We start from the raw sequence: 18,587 nt of genomic DNA, 5'->3' as shown, positions 1-18,587 counted from the left end.
TATTCTTTCCTCTTGTGTTAAAAGTCATCAAAATACCATGCCCGTTTTTGAAAGAAAACACCCAAGGCTAAGCCCCCTGGCAAAAGAGGCGCTGGGGCTTAGCCTTGGCAGGATCCGCCTGAATCTGGGTTATAGGATAAGGGTTTTGATATCGTCCAGCACTTCCTGGCAAGCCTGGATGCCCCGTTGCATCAGGACCTCTCCTTTATGAAAATCATCCCAGGCAAACCCCTGGACATCCGGATAGATGACCACATCGGATTTTTCAACAAAGCCGCTGGTGGCCCGGGAATGAACAATACTGATGGTTCGCGAGATCACCTCCATGATGCCGGGGGATCGGGTGACGGGGGGGGATGTTGACCGCTGGTTTTCCACACACACGGCAATGATTTTATCCGCCCCTTTTTGTTCCAGGATATTAACGGGTACCGGGTTTAAAAGTCCCCCATCCACCATCCACCGCCCCATGTGTCTGAACGGGGCAAACACTGCCGGCAGGGAAAGGCTGGACCTCACGGCCTTTGCAACGTCACCGGTTTCAAAGAGAATTTCCTCTCCTTTCCGGATATCAACCCCCACCAGAAAGGTGGGAATCAAAAGATCCATGAAATCCGCATGATCGATGGCGTCTGCCACGAGATTCATTGCTTTTCTCCCCTTTAACAATCCCTGGAAGGGAAGCGTATAGTCAAATATTTTTTTCCGGGCCTGGTGCCGTGTGGAAAACCGGTCGATGGTATGACGTCTTAACTGATCCACAGATCCCTTAGACGCAAAAATCGCCCCCACAAGTGCCCCCATGCTCGTGCCTGCAATCATGTCAATAGGTATGCCATTTTCCTGGAGCACCTTTAACACCCCAATATGGGACCATCCCCGGGCGGCACCGGCCCCTAATGCCAGCCCGATTCTGACACCCGCTATTTCCCTGGCAACGGCTCTGGCCCCCTTGATGGGAAATTGTTTTTGGGTATCAATTTGATCCTTTAAGGCTTTATCGGATCTGTCCACCCATATTTGAGGGGTTTCAGAAAGATTGAGGGCCTGTTTAAGATCTGCCCTTGCAATGCCGATGGACCCGCAAAGATGACTGACCCCGACCCGAATCCGGTCAAGTCCCTTACCCGTTTTTTCTTCCAGCCGGGCAAGCGTCTGTTTTACCCTTGGCAGTGCTTGTTTTGTGTTATTGATCAGCAACAGATTTTTATCGCAGAGTCTGACGGCCTGTTGTTCAAGTCGACCAGAATAGTGGGCAAGGCTGAAAATAACCAGGTCATACCGGGATTTGAAACTTTCCATCAAAAGGGGCAACACCGGCACCAGACCGTCATTAAACCCTTTGTTGACCTGTAAAACGGAAAAACCTGATGAATGATGGAACCATTTAAAATCACGGGGGGTATAGACGTTCGCCGGCAGCAGGCCAAACAGTGTTTCGTCCGGGCAGGGAATGATGTCAAGATCGAATTTTTGCATGATGCTGTCAAGTTCAAGATGGGGCTCCACGACCAGGACTTTCTGGGGGGACTCGGTTGAAATATGATAGGACATGGAATACAGGAAATGGGCGAGACCCAGGCCCGGATCAGTGGCGGAAAGGGTATAAAAAAAAGGCTTGGGTCGAATGGTCTCATTTTCAAAATTCATGGATAACCGCCGGGCATAGAGGCGGCTTAAATATAATCCAACATGTTTGTTTTTAGATAAATGCGTTTCAAAATCATTTTTTTTCAAATAGAAGAGGCTGGCATCCAGACTTGCGGTGACAGTTGCATTCCTTGGCAGATCGGACAATAATGCCATTTCACCAAAGAAATCTCCCCGTCTGAGTTCGGTTTGAAACAAGATCTCATTGTCCTTTTCAGAATGGATGAGAACAGCCCCGGAACGGATGATATACATGGCATCGCTTAAGTCTCCCTGCTGGAAAACAATGACATCTTTTTTAAATTCGGCAAAATGGAAGCATGCGGCGATGTCACTGATTTGTGAATCCGGGATGGAAGAAAACAGGGGAACCTTTTTTAGAAAATACTCAAGGTCTATTTGTTGGTCCGGGGTCTTCATGGGTTTAGATTTAACCTGTATAAGGGGTCACCAATCAGCACCATTTTCCAGGACAGGTAAGGCAGGCTGATGAGATAGGATTCAGCCAGCGTAAGATACCCTTCCGTTAAATAGTGAAAGAAAATTTCCGGTACGGGAAAGGATTGGACATAGGGTTCTCCCACAGGACCGATGGTGGCGGCAATGCCCTTATCCAGCATTCGTTTACACCAGACCTGGCTGGTTTCTCCCTTTAATGTGGCACATTCTGAACTGGCAATATGAAATCCCACGGACCCCTTTGCCCAGGAAAAGGCATCAATGTATCTGGCCAGGCTGTACCATCCGCAATAGAGTGCTGCATCAGGGCATTCGCCTTTCTGGAACAGGGTCGTATCGTCATTCAGGACAACCGTCATCTGATTTTTACGGGCCAGCCATTGGGATGCCTGATGAATGGATTTGTCGTAAAAGCCATATCCTGAAACGTTGCGTTCCCCTGGATCTTTCCACCGGGCATCAAAATACGCGGATCCGTTTAAGCCGGTTTTTTCAGCTTCAATACTATCGTTTATGATCCGTTTCACGATGGTCTCATCGGCACCGTCAAGACGGCTTGTCATCAAGACATCTGCTTTCTTTATTGCGGTTTTTTGGTTTTTGAAGCCCAGGTAATAGGGATTGGGCAGCCACATATTAAGGTCATAGGGGTCTTTTTTAATCAGGGATAATTCAGAATCAAATGAAGCCAGCTTGTCAATTTTCCGCAGGAACTCGGCCCTGTTTTTTTTCAGGGCTGATAATTCTTTCTGCTTTTCCCGTCTGGCGGTTGCATCCGTGAAGGAGGTGTCGTTCAACTGATCTTCCATGGTTTTTTTTTTCAATTCCATCTGCTGCAATTCTGCTTGTTCCCCGGGTGTTTTCCCTGGAGAAGAAATTTTTAACGGGACACCAAAGAGGGTGACCAAGGCCCGGATATCGGTGTTTTGATGGAGAAACCGCCGGATGGGCGGCAGGGCTTTTCGTTCATATTCGTCCCGTGTGCAGGTCTCTTTATCCGTCATGAACACTAACACCAGATTTTTTTTAGGGATCTGCCTTTTTTCCATGTAATAGAGTGCCAGTCCTTTGCTCTTGGCTGCATTCAAGTTGGCAATGACTAGGACCTCTTTTGGATCAAGGGCAAAGGCCCGGGGACACCCATAAAAAAACAGGAGGACAGTGAAAAGGATCAGCGTGTTCAGATATCGGTGTGGTATTGTGCGCATACTGGAACTATTACCCCATTTGGATTTTATTGCTGATGATTTTTAACCCTTCAAGGGTAAGGGATTGTTCCACGGCTTCAATGGTTTTGGATAATCCCGATATCAATGGTGCCAGGCCCCCCGTGGCCAGTATCCGGGGAGAAGCCTTCATCTCACTTGTCATCCGTTCCACCATCCCGTCCACCATTGCCGCATTGCCATAAATGATGCCGGACTTGATGCTGTCAAGGGTGTTTTTGCCGATGACCTTTTCCGGGGCCTTGAATATTTCGACCCGGGGCAGCCTGGACGCTTTTTGAGAAAGCGCCTCCGCAGAAATCATGACCCCGGGTACGATGGCGCCGCCAAGGTATTCACCTTTTTCGGAAATCACATCAAATGTGGTGGCTGTCCCGAAATCAATAATAATCAGACAGGTCTGATACTTTTTATAGGCAGCCACTGCATTGACAATCCGGTCTGCTCCCACTTCGTCGGGGTTATGATAGAGAATGGGCATCAGCTGCTTTACCGAATCGGCATTTATCCATAAGGGAGTCAAGTTGAGATATTTTTCACAAAAGGCATTCAAGATAGGCACGGCAGACGGAACAACCGATGAAATAACGGTTTTTTCAATGTCTGACCGAATGACGCCCTTGTCGGAAAAAAGGGCGTTGGCCAGCACGTTGAATTCATCTGCTGTGGAATCCCGGATGGTTCTTATCCGCCAGTCATATTTGAGGACATCACCGTCATAAATACCAATGACGGTATTGGTGTTTCCTACGTCAATCACGAGAAGCATGGGGGTCTCCTTTATTCTATTTTTACGGTAAATACTTGTGGAACTGCATCGGTCATCATCAGACCCACGGGTATGTTAATATGGGCATGCCGGGCATATACCCCCTTTTTCAAACCGTTAAGGTTGATAAACGAATAGATTTGATCCATGGTTTCCTTATGGTTCAACGTTTCAAAGGGGCCCTTGACCCGAATGGTTATATGGGACGGCTCGATGGTGACCCTGAAGGGTGAATTCCATACCTGGATGGGAATATTTTCAATGGATTTTGACACCAGCTGCTGCTGAATCGGGATGGTGACAATAATAATCGGATCTGATGAGGAAATGAGGGATGGGTTGTCCAGATCCAAAGGGATCTCTTTTTTGAAATTTTCATTGGCATTTGTAAGATCAATGGGTTTTGTCTTTAACTCCCTGATGGCCTCAATCAAGGGGGCAGCGCCGGTTAATTCGACACTGGAGGGCTCTGTGGCCGCATCCAGTGCGATATAGCCTTTGGCGGGTACGCCAATGTAAGGAACGGATATCTTAAAGGATTTTTTCATTTTTCGTTCAAGTTGAACACTCAGGTAAGAGGGGGTTATTGTCAGAATTTTTATGGCAGGGTTCATGGGAATTCGTTTCTCTTCCACCGGAATCAGATATGCACCGGGCTCAATGGAGTCGGAATCGCCTGCCGGATCAAATTCAAGGTCTGTATAGAGATCCACCGGGTAGCGGGTATTTTCTTTGTTCATGAGGTCTATGGATTTTGGGTTTGCCTGGATTCTGATTTCAATTTTATCGGTGTTGAAGTTGGTCAACACCATATGTTCCGGTACATTGGAAAAATCCACAGGCAGTAAAAGATCGGTCTCAACCGGCTCTGTGGTGCAGCCGGCGAGACAAAAAAGAAGGGGGATGAACAAGAGAATATATATGGCGCCACAAAGCGGAAGCTTATGCATTCCTGATCGAATCTAGGATACGGGTAAAAGCGGTCAAGCGCTCAACATCATGGACCCTGACAATGTGCGCCCCGTTCAGAATGGAAACGGCAACAGCCGCCAACGTACCGTATTCCACCTTGATATTATCCGGACCCACTGGGGCGGGATCTTCCTGGGTCAGGATATGCTGAATAAAAGATTTTCGAGACGGCCCCAGGAGAACCGGATAGCCCAGGGAGCAAATTTTATCCAGATGATTGATGAGAACCAGATTATGTTCAATGGTTTTTCCGAAACCGATTCCCGGATCAAGAATGATATTTTTTTTCTGGATACCCTTTTCCATGGCATAGGCGGCCCGTAGCGAAAGATAGCGGGTGATTTCCAACATTAAATCATCATAATCCGGGCTCACCTGCATGGTTTCAGGGGTCCCTTTCATGTGCATCAGCACCACGGGCACATCCTTTTGTGCGGCAAGATCCGCCATGGCCGGATCTTTTTCAAAGGCAGTGATGTCATTGATGATGGCAGCACCGGCATTGAGCGCCTCCCGGGCCACATTGGATTTTACCGTATCAATGGAAATGGGCACATCAATCCGTTTTGAAAGCGTTTCAATGACCGGTATGACCCGGTCCAGTTCTTCCTGCTCCGAGACGGGACTTGAAAATGGCCGTGATGATTCGCCACCAATATCAAGAATATGGGCACCCTCTTCAACCAGTTTTATCCCCTGGGCGACGGCTGTTTCATAGGTGTCGAATCTGCCACCATCGGAAAAAGAATCCGGTGTTGCATTTAAAATGCCCATAATGCAGGTTTGAGACCCCAGTTCCAGTTGGAATTTGTCAAATTCAAGTGTGTATGGCTGTATCGGCATGAGGAACCCCCTACTCAGATTTCCGGGTATCTGTGTCATCCGATGGTTGATCCTCTGCTTCAGAAGACGCTTGATTGTCTGAATTTTCATCTTCGTCAACACTGTCAACGCTGTCGTTGTCGTCTCCCCCGGATGCGGTTTGATTTTCGGGTTCAACCGGGGGTTTAGGCGTTGTAAAGACATTTTTTTTGCCGAAAAAATCAAAATTAGGTCGCAGGGAGGTGATGATAGCATCCAGTTCATGTCCTAAAATCGTTTCTTTTTCAATCAGCAGAACGGATAATTCATGAAGAATGTCGATGTTTTCTTCTAACGTCTTTTTCGCGGTTTGATATGCCCGGTCAATGATCAGGGAAACCTCAGCATCAATTTTTCTGGCGGTTTCTTCGGAATAGGCTTTGGCCTGGGTCATTTCACGTCCGATGAAAATGTTTTCATCATGGTTTTCATAGGAAAGGGGGGACAGATTATCACTCATGCCAAAGGTTCTGATCATACTGTTGGCCAGCTTGGTCGCCTGTTTAATATCATTGGATGCACCCGTACTGATTCGTTTGAAAATGAGGTCTTCAGCCACACGGCCACCAAAGGCAATGGCCAACTCATTTTCAAGCTGGTCCTTATATTTAAAGTCCCCTTCTTCAGGCAGAAACCAGGTGACCCCGGCAGCCCTTCCCCGGGGAATAATGGTGATTTTATTGATCGCATCTGTATAGGGCAGAAACCTTGCCACAAGGGCATGGCCGGCTTCGTGATACGCGGTGGTTTTTTTGTCTTCTTCCTTGATCACCTTGGATTTTCTTTCAAGCCCCATATACACTTTGTCTTTTGAGTCTTCAAAATCCTTCATGCTCAATTTTTCATGGTCACGCTTGGCTGCCAGGAGTGCTGCTTCGTTCACAAGGTTTTCAAGATCCGCACCGGAAAACCCGGGGGTGCCTTTGGCCAGGATCACCGGATCCACATCATTGGCCAGGGGCGTTTTTTTCATGTGAACCCGCAAAATACCTTCCCGTCCCTTAATATCGGGCATGTCCACCACGACCTGACGGTCAAATCGTCCCGGGCGAAGCAGAGCAGGGTCCAGAACATCCGGCCGGTTTGTCGCGGCCATAAGGATCACCCCTTCATTGGATTCAAATCCGTCCATTTCCACCAGCAGCTGGTTCAGGGTCTGTTCTCTTTCATCATGTCCTCCGCCCATGCCCGCGCCTCTCTGACGTCCCACCGCATCAATTTCATCGATAAATATGATACAGGGGGCATTTTTTTTGCCCTGGGCAAAAAGATCCCTCACCCTTGAGGCACCGACTCCCACAAACATTTCAACAAAATCAGACCCGCTGATGGTAAAAAACGGGACCCCTGCTTCTCCGGCAACCGCTCTTGACAAGAGGGTTTTTCCAGTTCCCGGATTTCCCACCAGCAACACCCCTTTGGGAATTCGTCCGCCCAGGCGTGTATATTTTGTTGGGTTTTTCAGAAAATCAACCACCTCGGTCAATTCTGCTTTGGCCTCATCAATCCCCTCGACATTGGCAAAGGTGACTTTTTCTCCCTTATCATCCAGGAGCCGTGCCCGGCTTTTTCCAAAAGACATGGCCTTACCGCCGCCGGCCCCTCCCTGCATCTGGCGCATAAAAAAGATCCACACACCAATGAGGACAATCATGGGCAGCCAGGAGACGATGATGGACATGAACCAGGAGTTTTCAGACGGTGGTTTGGCTTTAATTGCCACCCCTTTGGAACGTAGGATACCGATCAGTTCAGCATCATCCGGAGCAAAACTTTTATACCGGGCACCACTGGCATCGGTGAGATATAAATCCTTACCCTGGATCACGACACTCTGGACCCGGCCTTCCTCGACCATTGCAAGGAATTCCGAATACCCGACATCCGGTTGTCCGGTTTGCTGCTGATTAAAGATATTGTACAGCATGACCATCATCAGAACAATCACCAGCCAAAGGGAAATGTTTTTATAAAATTGATTCAAGGCTTTTCCTTTCCTTTTTTTTTAGAAATCCGAGCATTGTAAGGTTATCAGTACACGTGGGTTTGGTTTGCAAATTCCGACGATAAACTGATATCTGTTATATTTTTAAAACTACATAATATATAAACATAAAATTTGAATATACAAGAAAAAGTTTTACTGGTCTCTGGTTTGTTTTTTCCGGGTTATCTGCCTTGATTGCTTCTCTTTTCTTCCGATTTCCCTTAAGGGACGGTCCTCTTTTTTAATGATGATGACCTCTTTTTGTTTGTAAATTCTTATCTGGCCGGGCAGGTCCAGGCTGGTACCGGTGGAAGCATGAAAACAAAATTGCACCAGGTCATTGATATGGGTCAGGGAAATGCGCTTTAAATTATGTTTAACCTTTTCAATGGCCTTTCTGAATATCCGGTTTAAAAGGGCAGGATGAAGGGCGGCCATCCGGGGTTTTGAAAAGACAATGGCAGAGGTTTCTGTTTTAATCAAACACCGGTTAAATTGTTTGTCGGTTTCCGTGTTCCAAAACGCTTCTTCCTGTCTGAGGATATGGCTCAGTCTGTCAAGGGCATCAATGATTTTTGGATTGTATTCCGACTGGAGATGGGGTATCAGGGCGTACCGGATTTTATTTCTTAAATACGCCATGTCGGTATTGGACGAATCAAACACGTAGGCATGGTTTTCGACTGTTAAGAAATCCAGGATCTGGTTTTTTGTAACCCGGATCAAGGGCCGGATATATTTGCCGTCCCTCAGGGTCGGGATTCCGGAAAGCCCTTTGGGGCCGGCTCCCCTTAACAGGTTCATCAATACCAGCTCGGCATTGTCATCTTTGTTGTGACCTGTGGCGATTTTTGTGTATCCATGACGGTCTGCAACCTGTTCAAAGAAACGGTACCTGACGTCCCGGCCAGCCTCTTCAAGGGATAGTCGATGTGTTTTGGCATATGCCTTGACGTTAACTCGTTCACCGTGAAACGGCAGGTCCAGTTTGTCGGCAAGGGCTTGTACAAAGGTGTTGTCCCTCAGGGATTCTTCGCCCCGAAGCCGGTGGTTCATATGGGCAATACCAATGGTTAAGGCATATTTTTCCTTGAAGGCCAAAAGGGACAATACCAGGGCAACAGAATCCGGACCACCGGATACGGCAGCCAAAACCCTGTCCCCGGGTGCCAGCAGATGGAATTCCAGAATGGTTCGGCCAATGGCCTTGAAAATAGCGGTATCATTGGGGCAGCTTGAATTGGCCAGGCAGTCTGTCTGATTTGGTTTCATTGTGTTAATAGTATCAAATGCAGCACCCTAAAAGCAATTTGATTTTTACGATTCAGTAACTTTACTTTTATCCCTGCCATGCTTATTGTTTTGTGTCACGATAAGGATTAGAACCGGCAGGTCAGGAGTGTAAAAAGGCGTATGAAAAATGGCAGTTCAGTGTGTGTCTCAATGGTGGAAACAGCAGGTGACGGCGATGTCAGGACAGGGTCAATGTCCAGGGAACTTGACAGGATTATTGTCAAGGGTGCCAGGGAACATAACCTTAAAAATATTGATATCGATATCCCCAAGAAAAAGATGGTGATTTTTACCGGGGTATCCGGGTCCGGGAAGTCAAGTCTCGCCTTTGATACGATTTTTGCTGAAGGTCAGCGCCGGTATGTTGAGTCGCTTTCTTCCTATGCCCGGCAGTTTATCGGTCAGATGGAAAAGCCCAAATATGACACCATCCGGGGGCTTTCCCCCACCATTGCCATTGAACAGAAAGCCGCCAGCAAGAACCCCAGGTCCACTGTGGGAACCATTACGGAAATTTATGATTATCTGAGGGTGTTGTTTGCCCGGGTCGGCACCCAGTATTGCTATCATTGCGGGGAAAAGGTCGGCCGGGGCAATGCCCAGAGCATGGTGTCCCAGATCCTGACCCTTCCGCAAGCGTCTAAAATCCTGGTCCTTGCCCCCATTGTGGAAAACCGGAAGGGCGAGCATCGAGAAAGACTTGAAGAGTTGAAAAAACAGGGGTATGCCAGGGTCCGGGTGGATGGGGTTGTCCAGGACCTTGAAAATGTCCAGGCCCTTGCCAGAAACAAAAAACACCATATCGAAGTGGTGGTGGACCGTCTGAAGATTATCCATACCCCGGAATTTGCGGTGCGGCTGACCGATTCAGTGGAGGGTGCCCTCACCCTTGGCAGCGGGCAGATCATTGTCCATGTGCTGGGCAGAGAAGACCTTAAAATGAGCGAGGCAAGATCCTGCTGCGGGGTGGCATACCCGGAACTGGGCCCCCAGATTTTTTCGTTTAATTCACCCCTGGGCATGTGCCCGGACTGCAATGGGATTGGCACCCTGCTGTCCATGGATCCGGATAAGATTGTTCCCAAAACGGCATTGACGATCCGACAGGGAGCCGTTATCCCGTGGAAGAATTATTTTATCAAGCATCCCCGGTATCCGAATAACAATTCCTGGGGAATGAGCCAGCTCACGGCCATGGAGAAACAATGGGGCATCAACTTTGATGTTCCCTGGAAAGAATTACCCCAAAAAGACCGGGATCTGCTTCTGTATGGCTCAAAAGATCGAGAGATGACCGTCAACTGGCATTCCGTCAAGATCCAGGGGGAATTTACCCGAACCCATGAAGGGTTGATTCATACGTTGATGCGGCGATACCGGGAGACCCAGTCTGAAGGACAGAAAAAATACTATTCTGCATTCATGACCGCCAGCACATGTCCTGCCTGCCAGGGCAGACGTCTGAAAAAGGAAGTGCTCCATGTTCACATCCATGAACAATCCATTATTGATGTGACCGCCATGACCGTAAGGGAGGCCTTTGATTTTATCAATGGACTGCACCTGACGGGAAATAAACGGCTGATTGCTGAAGAATTGCTCAAGGAAATCTCAGACCGGCTTGGGTTCCTGGTAAATGTGGGGCTGGATTACCTGTCCCTGGACAGGAGCGGCCCGACCCTTTCCGGCGGGGAATCCCAGAGAATTCGGCTTGCCTCCCAGGTGGGATCAGAGCTTACCGGGGTCCTTTATATCCTGGATGAACCGTCCATTGGACTGCATCAGCGGGATAATATCAAATTGCTGAAGACCCTTCACCATCTAAGGGATATCGGCAATACCCTGATCATTGTAGAACATGACCAGGAAACCATGGAGGAGTCCGACTGGATCGTGGATATCGGTCCCGGGGCAGGCCATCTTGGCGGTCAGATTGTGGCCCAGGGAACGCCGGATCAGATTAAACAAAACCCCCTGTCCATCACCGGTAAGTTTTTAACCGGTAAAGAGCGAATAGACATTCCTGAAAAAAGGAAACGTCCGGCCAGTCAGGGGAACAAATGGGTCACCATTGTCAATGCCCATGAAAATAACCTGAAACATATTTCAGTGAAAATCCCCCTGGGACTCCTGGTGGCTGTTACCGGTGTGTCAGGTGCTGGAAAATCAACCCTGATCAACCAGATCCTGTATCCCGCCCTGGCGGTGAAACTGCATGATTCACAAATGACCGTGGGGCGGCATGGCACCATTAAAGGGCTCTCCCATTTGAACAAGATTATTAACATTGACCAGAAACCCATTGGTCGAACCCCCCGCAGCAACCCGGCCACCTATACCAAGGTGTTTGACCATGTTCGGGATTTTTTCGCCCTGCTGCCGGAATCAAAGGCCCGGGGATATAAGAAAGGAAGATATTCTTTTAATGTCAAGGGTGGCAGGTGCGAGGCCTGTAAAGGGGATGGTTATATCAAGGTGGAAATGCATTTTTTAGCGGATGTGTTTGTGCCGTGTGACCTCTGTCATGGAAAACGCTTTAACCGGGCCACCCTTGAAATCGTGTATAAGGATCATTCCATTTCCGATATTCTTGACCTGTCTGTTCTCCAGGCAAGGGAATTGTTTGCCAGCCATCCGAAAATTACAAATATCCTGGATACCTTAATGGATGTGGGGCTGTCTTATATCAAACTCGGACAGGCCGCCACCACCCTTTCCGGGGGAGAGGCCCAGAGAATCAAGCTTGCCCGGGAACTGGCCAAGCGGGATACCGGGGAAACCCTGTATATTCTTGATGAACCCACCACAGGACTTCATTTTCAGGATATCAAGCTGCTGCTGAACGTGCTCGCCCGTCTGACGGATTCAGGAAATACAGTGATCATCATTGAACACAACATGGATGTCATCAAAACCGCAGACTGGATTATTGACCTTGGGCCTGAAGGGGGCAGCAGCGGGGGAGAAATTATTGCCCAGGGTCCACCGGAAAAAATTGCAGGATCCTCTAAAAGCTATACGGGTCATTATTTAAAAAAAATATTGAATCCCAAGGGAAACTGAGAGACGATGATGGTTTTTTTGAAATGGGTGATCCGCCCGTATCTTTATATTCAGTACCTGTTCCAAAAATTTACGCAAAAGGGCGCTTTTGGGGGGGACCAGGCCGTTTATGTGAAAACTCCCTATCACCGTACCGGTAATTTCGTGAAAGACGGATTGTTCCGGCACCATGTCAAGCAATTCCATGATTCTGCCTGCTCTGTGGCGTCCATTGCGTCTGTGGTGAATACCCTTCTTGACAGACAATCGGCTGTAAAAGGGGTGCCCTTAAGCCAGCAGGACCTGCTTGAAAAGGTGAACATCGCTCACTGGAAGGAGCGGATGAGTGATACCGGCTATAAAGGCCGAAGGGGGCTTCCGCTTGCCCTGTTGAATCAGGTGGTGAAGGACAGCCTCAAGGCCTGTGGGATTCGATATCGATCCCTGGAGACCGTTCAGGCAACCCGGGATCCTGTCAAGTCAAAACAATTCAAAAGCCGGCTGCGGTCAAGGCTTGAACAGTTTGAAACCCAGGGCAATTGCCTGATCATTTCCCATTTTGACCAGGGCTGTTTTATCCAGGATCTTCACATCCCCCATATTTCCCCGGTGGGCGGGTTTGATGCGGTATCGGGAAAGGTCACCCTCCTGGATGTTGATACGACTCAAGCCTATCCCTATGACGTTTCCTTTGATGTTTTTTATAAAGGATTGTCAAGCAATTACAATCCGTTCTTCCGGTGGTTCGGATATGCTGAAGGCGGATATGTCTTTATCCGGGTTTGATCCACATGTGTGCATTAAAATTTTCCCCTGTCCATAATTTTTTGGTATACCATAAAAATAGTGTTAAAATTTAACAAAAATAGATCTGTTATTTAACAAAAAAACTTTCAAATTTTCAGGGGGCAGAATGAAAGACACCAATATCAATAACGGCCTCTGGGCTGCCACTGCATCGGGAAAACCCTCACTGACCTCCCTTGTGGGAGAACACAAGACAGAGGTGGCCATTATCGGTGGCGGATATACCGGGCTGTCCTCAGCCCTCCATTTGTCCCTGGCCGGGAAATCTTCCATCGTGCTTGAAGCCAATGATGTGGGATTTGGTGGGGCAGGTCGGAATGTGGGGCTTGTCAACGCCGGACTCTGGCTTATGCCTGAAGATGTGATCAAATTGGTGGGCCCGGATCATGGGCAACGTCTGATTGATATCCTGGGGGCTTCTCCGGACCTGGTTTTCGGACTCATTGAAAAATACAAGATCCCGTGTGAAGCGTGGCGGCATGGCACCCTTCACTGCGCTGATTCCAAAATCGGTTATAAGGCCCTTCAACGGCGGGAAAAACAATGGGTGGAACGTGGCGCGCCTGTCCGGCTCCTGGAGCGGGATGAAGCCGCGGAAAAAACAGGCAGCAAGGCATATATCGGAGCCTTGCTGGACGAACGGGCCGGCACGATTCAACCTCTGGCCTATGCCTATGGTTTGGCCAGGGCTGCCCTGGATGAAGGTGCCCAAATATATGCCAGGTCCCCGGTGACATCACTGGAAAGAGACGGCAACGCCTGGCGTCTCACAACCCCTGGGGGGTCTGTCCTTTCCAACGCCGTCATCATTGCGGTCCAGGGATATCCCGAGGCAGCCTTTAAACACCAGATCCGGAATATGGTGCCCTTTAATTATTTTCAATTTGCAACAAGTCCCCTTGGCAAAGAGATATTAGAGACGGTTTTACCCGGCCGGAATGGAGCCTGGGACACGAACTTGATTCTTTCTTCCTATCGCCTTGATGCCCTGGGGCGGTTGATTGTGGGAAGTGTTGGAAATTTGGAAGACTTTGCCATGGGACTGAACCGAGCCTGGGCCCTGAGAAGTATTAAAAAGGTGTTTCCCCAGATCGGAACGGTGGATCTGGAATATGCCTGGTATGGACGGATCGCCATGACCACCAACCATATTCCCCGTTTCCATATCCTGGGGGAAAATCTGGCCATGGTTACCTGTTACAATGGTCGGGGGATTGGCCCGGGCACGGTGTTTGGGAAGTTACTGGCTACATACATGATGGGAGGCTCACCTGAGGAGATTCCTTTGCCTGTGTCGAAAATAACCCCTGTTTTCATGCGGGGATTAAGAGGGCTTTTTTATGAGACCGGTTCCCGCATGTATCATTTGGCCCAACGTCTGATTTAATACCAGCGTTAGCTTTAATCGACCGGGTCAGGCTTTTTTTATGGTGCTTTCGGGTAAACTCATTGTGACCGCAAAGAATAATATCGGCAAACAGGCGACCAATGCAATGGCAAACCAGATACCATATAGATCCGCTATTCGCCCAATGACCGGTGTGGCAGCTCCGCCGATGGAGATAGCCAGTCCAAGGGTAATACCCGAAGATAATCCAACGCGATTCGGCAGAAAGTTTTGGCCCATTACAATGGAAGGGCTATAGGTGGAATATAAGATAAACCCGATGGGGATCATTAAAAATAAGGCCATCGGCGCAGTATCAATCGAGATAAAGATGGGGAGCAATAGTGTTAAGCCCAAAAAACCTGACAGGATAACTTTTTTTTGTCCCCATCGATCGGCCAGTTTCCCCCCGGTTAAATTCCCGAGTATACCCGATCCTGCAAAAATCGTGAGCGCCAGTGATCCCATTACTTTTGACTGGTTCAGGTGATGAATCCAATAAATGGGAATAAATGTATTTAACCCATAAAAAATGATGGACCGACCAATGATCACAACTGTTAACCGTATAAATGCCCACCAGTTTTCTTCCTTAGGAGGAGACCCGGATCCCTTCGTTTGATCCGTTTTGATGGCCGTGAGTTGTTTGAGCTGTGGAAATTGAGTTGTCATCACTATTGCCATGATGGAAACCGGTAAAATAAGGAGGAGTGTACCGTTCAACCCCCATTGCAGAAGTGCTGTTGTGATTAAAAGAGGTCCGATGGTAAATCCAACGGTTCCCCCAACGCCAAAAAAACTCATGGCGGTATTTTTCTGATGACCAGCAGCAAAGTTCACCAACCGGGCTGCTTCCGGATGATAGGCTGCAATGCCGATCCCACTGATAATCGCCAGCATCATTATCAGGGGATAGTTCGTACACAATCCTGTCATGCCAATCCCTGAACCGGCTAAAATCAAACCAATGGATAACAACCATGGTTTTGAGAATTTATCTGCAGCATGGCCGAATATGGGTTGAACAATACTTGATGAGACATTGGCTGCAAAAACAATACTGGCAGCAGCTGTATAGGAAAGATCATAACTTGCAATTAAAAACGGTAATATGGCGGGTAATGCGCCCTGGTTTATATCCGTTACCAGATGGCCTGATGACAATAACCAGATAAGTCTCTTGTTCATTATGGATTCCTTGTTGATGTTTCGGTCTGCTAATTCTATTGATTATAGCACAAAAGCCGAATATCATATTTTTCCATATGAAGACAATAAATATTGAGGAAGGAGAAAAAACGCTGATGCCGTACATTAATATTAAAATCACAGATGAAAATGTTACAAAAGAACAGAAACTGAAACTTATTCAAGGGGCAACACAACTGCTGGTGGATGTGCTGGATAAAAATCCTGCCACGATAGTTGTGGTTATTGACGAGGTCAGTACAGATAATTGGGGCATTGGTGGAGAATGTGTGACGGCGCTTAGGAAACAAAAGTTCGGTCCCCCGATGGAGGGATACAGTTATCGTTGTTCTCGGTGTAATTTTGAAGTGGTTATGAACGAAGCAATTATTGATTTTGAGATAGGAATAGCAGAGTTTGAAGGCAGATATTTTGAAAAATTTATGCCTGTTTTGGCTTGCCCGGGTTTTAATCAAGAGACACTGGAATATGTTCCAGACTAAAAAACCCGCGCGATAGCGCGCTAAGTTCATAAGAGAAAAGACTTGATTTTTCTAGAATAAAAACGTTGATAGTAAGGTTTGTTTCTTATATCGTTTGGGTTATAAATCGGCATGGACGGAATGTGGTATTTGTCCTTGCCTGAAACGAAAAAAAATTTATAATTTCAATACATGTGGTTGGTATTTTATATAAAAAAATACTTGCAAAATCGGAGGAGCCTGTCATGAAAAAGGGGATTCTTTTTAAAGGAAGCCATAGAGACTTGCGCAAGGAGACTGAAAAAAGACAATTTGGAGGTGAATGAAGACCAGCTTTTTTCAGAAATCGACTCAGCAATAAATGAATTTAATCAAATAGATTATGAATGCGGCGGCTAACAACGGGATGAACTAGACGGGAAAAACTCTGCGAATTTACGTATAATTCCTTGGTGTATTGAAAGACCTCGCGCCCGCTGGTTATCCGCATTAGCACTCAAAGACAGGAGTTCCTTTATATGTACGTTAAACATTTCCATCACAAGATTATTACAACGGACATCCTACAAAGCAGGCATTCTTTAAAACAGCTATCTCTCATACTGATTGTCATAGGATTATCATTTTTATCTGTATGTTTCGCACCGAGTTCTGCCAATGCCGTTTCTATTCAATCTAAAAAGGTTACTGTCAGCGGCGGGCGATTGGATTGGTACAAGGGCGTAAAACACAATTTGGTCGCTTTCGATGCTATTGTTGATGACACCACGAAGAACACGGAACTGTATACTATGCAGCCGGACGGCAGCGACAGATTTTGTGTTACCTGCAATGCGCCTGTGCCCAAAGGCTTTGTCGGCCAGCCCGTCTGGCATCCGAACGGAGTGCACATCATATTCCAGGTAGAAAATGAAAATTCTCTGCATATGCTCTTTAATCACCTGGCATGGGGAATTAACAATGATATATGGATCATCAAACGCGACGGCAGCGGAGCCGAATTGATTTATAAGACAAAACTGAACCATGCCGCACTGCATCCCCAGATCAGCCCGGATGGGAAAACAATTATCTTTTCCGCTCGCACACCAACCGGTCGCGTGAATCCCAAATGGAAAAACCGCACGCCAGGCGGAGAAAATCATTGGGAGGGCTGGAGCATTGTCTCAGGAATACTGGACTTGAGGAAATCGGGAACAGCGAAGATTTCAAACCCTAAAACCCTCATTGCCGATGATCGCGGCTTTTTCGAAACCCACCAGATTTTGGAGGATGGATCCATTGTATTTTCTCACACAAAAAACGGCGCACCGTATGTGGATGATATTTATTTGATGAATGCTCGCGGAAGGAATATTCGTAAGTTAGTGGACAGCCCCAAAACATGGGATGAGCACGGGCTTTTCTCTCCAAATAGGAAATTTCTGGCGTTTATTTCCAGCCGTCATGATGCTAGCTGGCAGGCACCTAAATCTCGTGCCAAAGATTTACAAACAGAACTCTACATCAAAAGAAATGCCGATGGTGTTCTGCGAAAAGTAACAAGTTTCAATAACGGTCGTAGGCGTTATCTTGCCTCGGATTTTTCATGGAGCAAGGACGGAAAGGCCATCATGATCCAGGCCGCTCCGTTTCGCAAGAGGTTGATCGGCGGCTACGAAGCCCTCTCCCCTGAAATATGGTTGATTGAATTTGTGCCTGAAGGAAGATAGGGGAACATTCTCAGTAATGAATAACCCTTTATTGTGATTGCTAACAAGGCTAATTCAGCCGACGCAAAAAGCAGCGCGGCTGATTAGCGGCGTTAAACTATAGGAATCTGAGATAGCACCAAACGGCATTCTTCCAAATTCTACTCAATATATAAAAAACATTTTCACACTTAAAGACTTTATGATAAGCGGTGTTTGTGCAGAATTATTAAACCAATTAAATTGTGACTATTTTCAATGTTTTTTAATGATATTAAGTTTTGTTAAGTGACATCTAAACTTCAACAGTATTAAAGGGTGTTGAAATCGACACTCCCATATTTAGCATAAAGTCAATAATATCATAGCTTTGTATTGAAAAAACCTCTGTTTTAGTGTGTGGTTTTTTAAGAGACTAATCGAAAAAAATAACACAAAAACAGAGGCCTTATGCACAGAAAAAATATCAGATTGATAATAAAAAAACAATTGAAAATTGAACATCCTCACTGGAAAAAATGACCAGGAAATCCAAAAAAAGTTGCTCAAACAAATTATGGATGAGGTAGTTAATAATTATGATTACTCTCAGACTCTGGACATCCCTATTGAGAAGCTTACTGGAGTTGAAGATCAAATGCCGTTTGGAGGAATCCGCAGTCTCCCGGAGATGGCCGATTATATAAAAAATTTTTCTGAAATAACTGCTCGGACTGTTCTGGTATTGCCTGAATTATAAAAAGGGCCGCTCTAATATGAGATTTTAAAAGGCT

General features: G+C 47.0%; 14 protein-coding genes. 6 read left to right on the top strand and 8 right to left on the bottom strand.

The window, feature by feature from the left end; all coding sequences use genetic code 11:
- Positions 1–129: 129 nt before the first annotated feature.
- The 7 genes from Q1Q15_RS17820 to tilS all read right to left on the bottom strand — a co-directional run bounded on the left by Q1Q15_RS17820 (position 130) and on the right by tilS (position 9,196).
- The gene (locus Q1Q15_RS17820; RefSeq protein WP_300462982.1) at positions 130–2,070 is read right to left on the bottom strand and encodes a patatin-like phospholipase family protein; all 1,941 of its coding nucleotides are present in this window, start codon (positions 2,068–2,070) and stop codon (positions 130–132) included.
- Positions 2,067–3,317 carry a TIGR03790 family protein gene (locus Q1Q15_RS17815; protein ID WP_300462980.1) on the bottom strand — a complete coding sequence of 417 codons (1,251 nt, stop codon included), beginning with the start codon at positions 3,315–3,317 and terminating at the stop codon, positions 2,067–2,069. Before Q1Q15_RS17815 ends, Q1Q15_RS17820 begins: the two co-directional genes overlap by 4 nt.
- Positions 3,318–3,327: 10 nt before the next feature.
- Positions 3,328–4,104, bottom strand: a complete 777-nt coding sequence (locus Q1Q15_RS17810) for a type III pantothenate kinase (RefSeq protein WP_300462978.1) — start codon at positions 4,102–4,104, stop codon at positions 3,328–3,330.
- 11 nt (positions 4,105–4,115) lie between these two features.
- Positions 4,116–5,054: a CdaR family protein gene (locus tag Q1Q15_RS17805; protein WP_300462976.1), complete on the bottom strand. Its 939-nt coding sequence runs from the start codon at positions 5,052–5,054 to the stop codon at positions 4,116–4,118.
- Complete coding sequence (gene folP, locus Q1Q15_RS17800; RefSeq protein WP_300462974.1) at positions 5,047–5,919, bottom strand: dihydropteroate synthase; 873 nt, start codon at positions 5,917–5,919, stop codon at positions 5,047–5,049. The genes Q1Q15_RS17805 and folP overlap by 8 nt, the downstream gene beginning before the upstream one ends.
- 10 nt (positions 5,920–5,929) lie before the next feature.
- A complete protein-coding gene (ftsH, locus tag Q1Q15_RS17795; protein WP_300462971.1) occupies positions 5,930–7,921 on the bottom strand; it encodes an ATP-dependent zinc metalloprotease FtsH in 1,992 nt (663 codons plus the stop codon).
- Between the two features lie 156 nt (positions 7,922–8,077).
- The gene (gene tilS, locus Q1Q15_RS17790; RefSeq protein WP_300462968.1) at positions 8,078–9,196 is read right to left on the bottom strand and encodes a tRNA lysidine(34) synthetase TilS; all 1,119 of its coding nucleotides are present in this window, start codon (positions 9,194–9,196) and stop codon (positions 8,078–8,080) included.
- Positions 9,197–9,337: 141 nt separating this feature from the next.
- Between tilS and uvrA the strand changes: the two genes are divergently transcribed.
- From uvrA to Q1Q15_RS17775, 3 genes are all read left to right on the top strand, one after another.
- Complete coding sequence (uvrA, locus tag Q1Q15_RS17785; RefSeq protein ID WP_300462966.1) at positions 9,338–12,280, top strand: excinuclease ABC subunit UvrA; 2,943 nt, start codon at positions 9,338–9,340, stop codon at positions 12,278–12,280.
- A gap of 6 nt (positions 12,281–12,286) precedes the next feature.
- On the top strand, positions 12,287–13,045 hold the full coding sequence (locus Q1Q15_RS17780) for a phytochelatin synthase family protein (RefSeq protein WP_300462963.1): 759 nt from the start codon (positions 12,287–12,289) through the stop codon (positions 13,043–13,045).
- Between the two features lie 127 nt (positions 13,046–13,172).
- Positions 13,173–14,453: an FAD-binding oxidoreductase gene (locus Q1Q15_RS17775; protein ID WP_300462960.1), complete on the top strand. Its 1,281-nt coding sequence runs from the start codon at positions 13,173–13,175 to the stop codon at positions 14,451–14,453.
- A 27-nt stretch (positions 14,454–14,480) separates the two neighbouring features.
- Here the strand turns inward: Q1Q15_RS17775 and Q1Q15_RS17770 are convergent, their stop codons facing one another.
- On the bottom strand, positions 14,481–15,641 hold the full coding sequence (locus tag Q1Q15_RS17770) for an MFS transporter (protein ID WP_300462958.1): 1,161 nt from the start codon (positions 15,639–15,641) through the stop codon (positions 14,481–14,483).
- A 116-nt stretch (positions 15,642–15,757) separates the two neighbouring features.
- Here Q1Q15_RS17770 and Q1Q15_RS17765 point away from each other — a divergent pair, with 116 nt between their 5' ends.
- From Q1Q15_RS17765 to Q1Q15_RS17755, 3 genes are all read left to right on the top strand, one after another.
- Positions 15,758–16,144, top strand: coding sequence for a 4-oxalocrotonate tautomerase family protein (locus Q1Q15_RS17765; protein WP_300462955.1), 387 nt, complete (start codon positions 15,758–15,760; stop codon positions 16,142–16,144).
- A 497-nt stretch (positions 16,145–16,641) separates the two neighbouring features.
- Positions 16,642–17,835: a hypothetical protein gene (locus Q1Q15_RS17760; protein WP_300462953.1), complete on the top strand. Its 1,194-nt coding sequence runs from the start codon at positions 16,642–16,644 to the stop codon at positions 17,833–17,835.
- Between the two features lie 520 nt (positions 17,836–18,355).
- A complete protein-coding gene (locus Q1Q15_RS17755; RefSeq protein WP_300462950.1) occupies positions 18,356–18,553 on the top strand; it encodes a hypothetical protein in 198 nt (65 codons plus the stop codon).
- Positions 18,554–18,587: the final 34 nt, after the last annotated feature.

It is taken from the genome of Desulfobacula sp. (genome assembly GCF_030145145.1).
Lineage (GTDB): Bacteria > Desulfobacterota > Desulfobacteria > Desulfobacterales > Desulfobacteraceae > Desulfobacula.
This window is presented reverse-complemented; position numbering and strand designations above follow the sequence as displayed.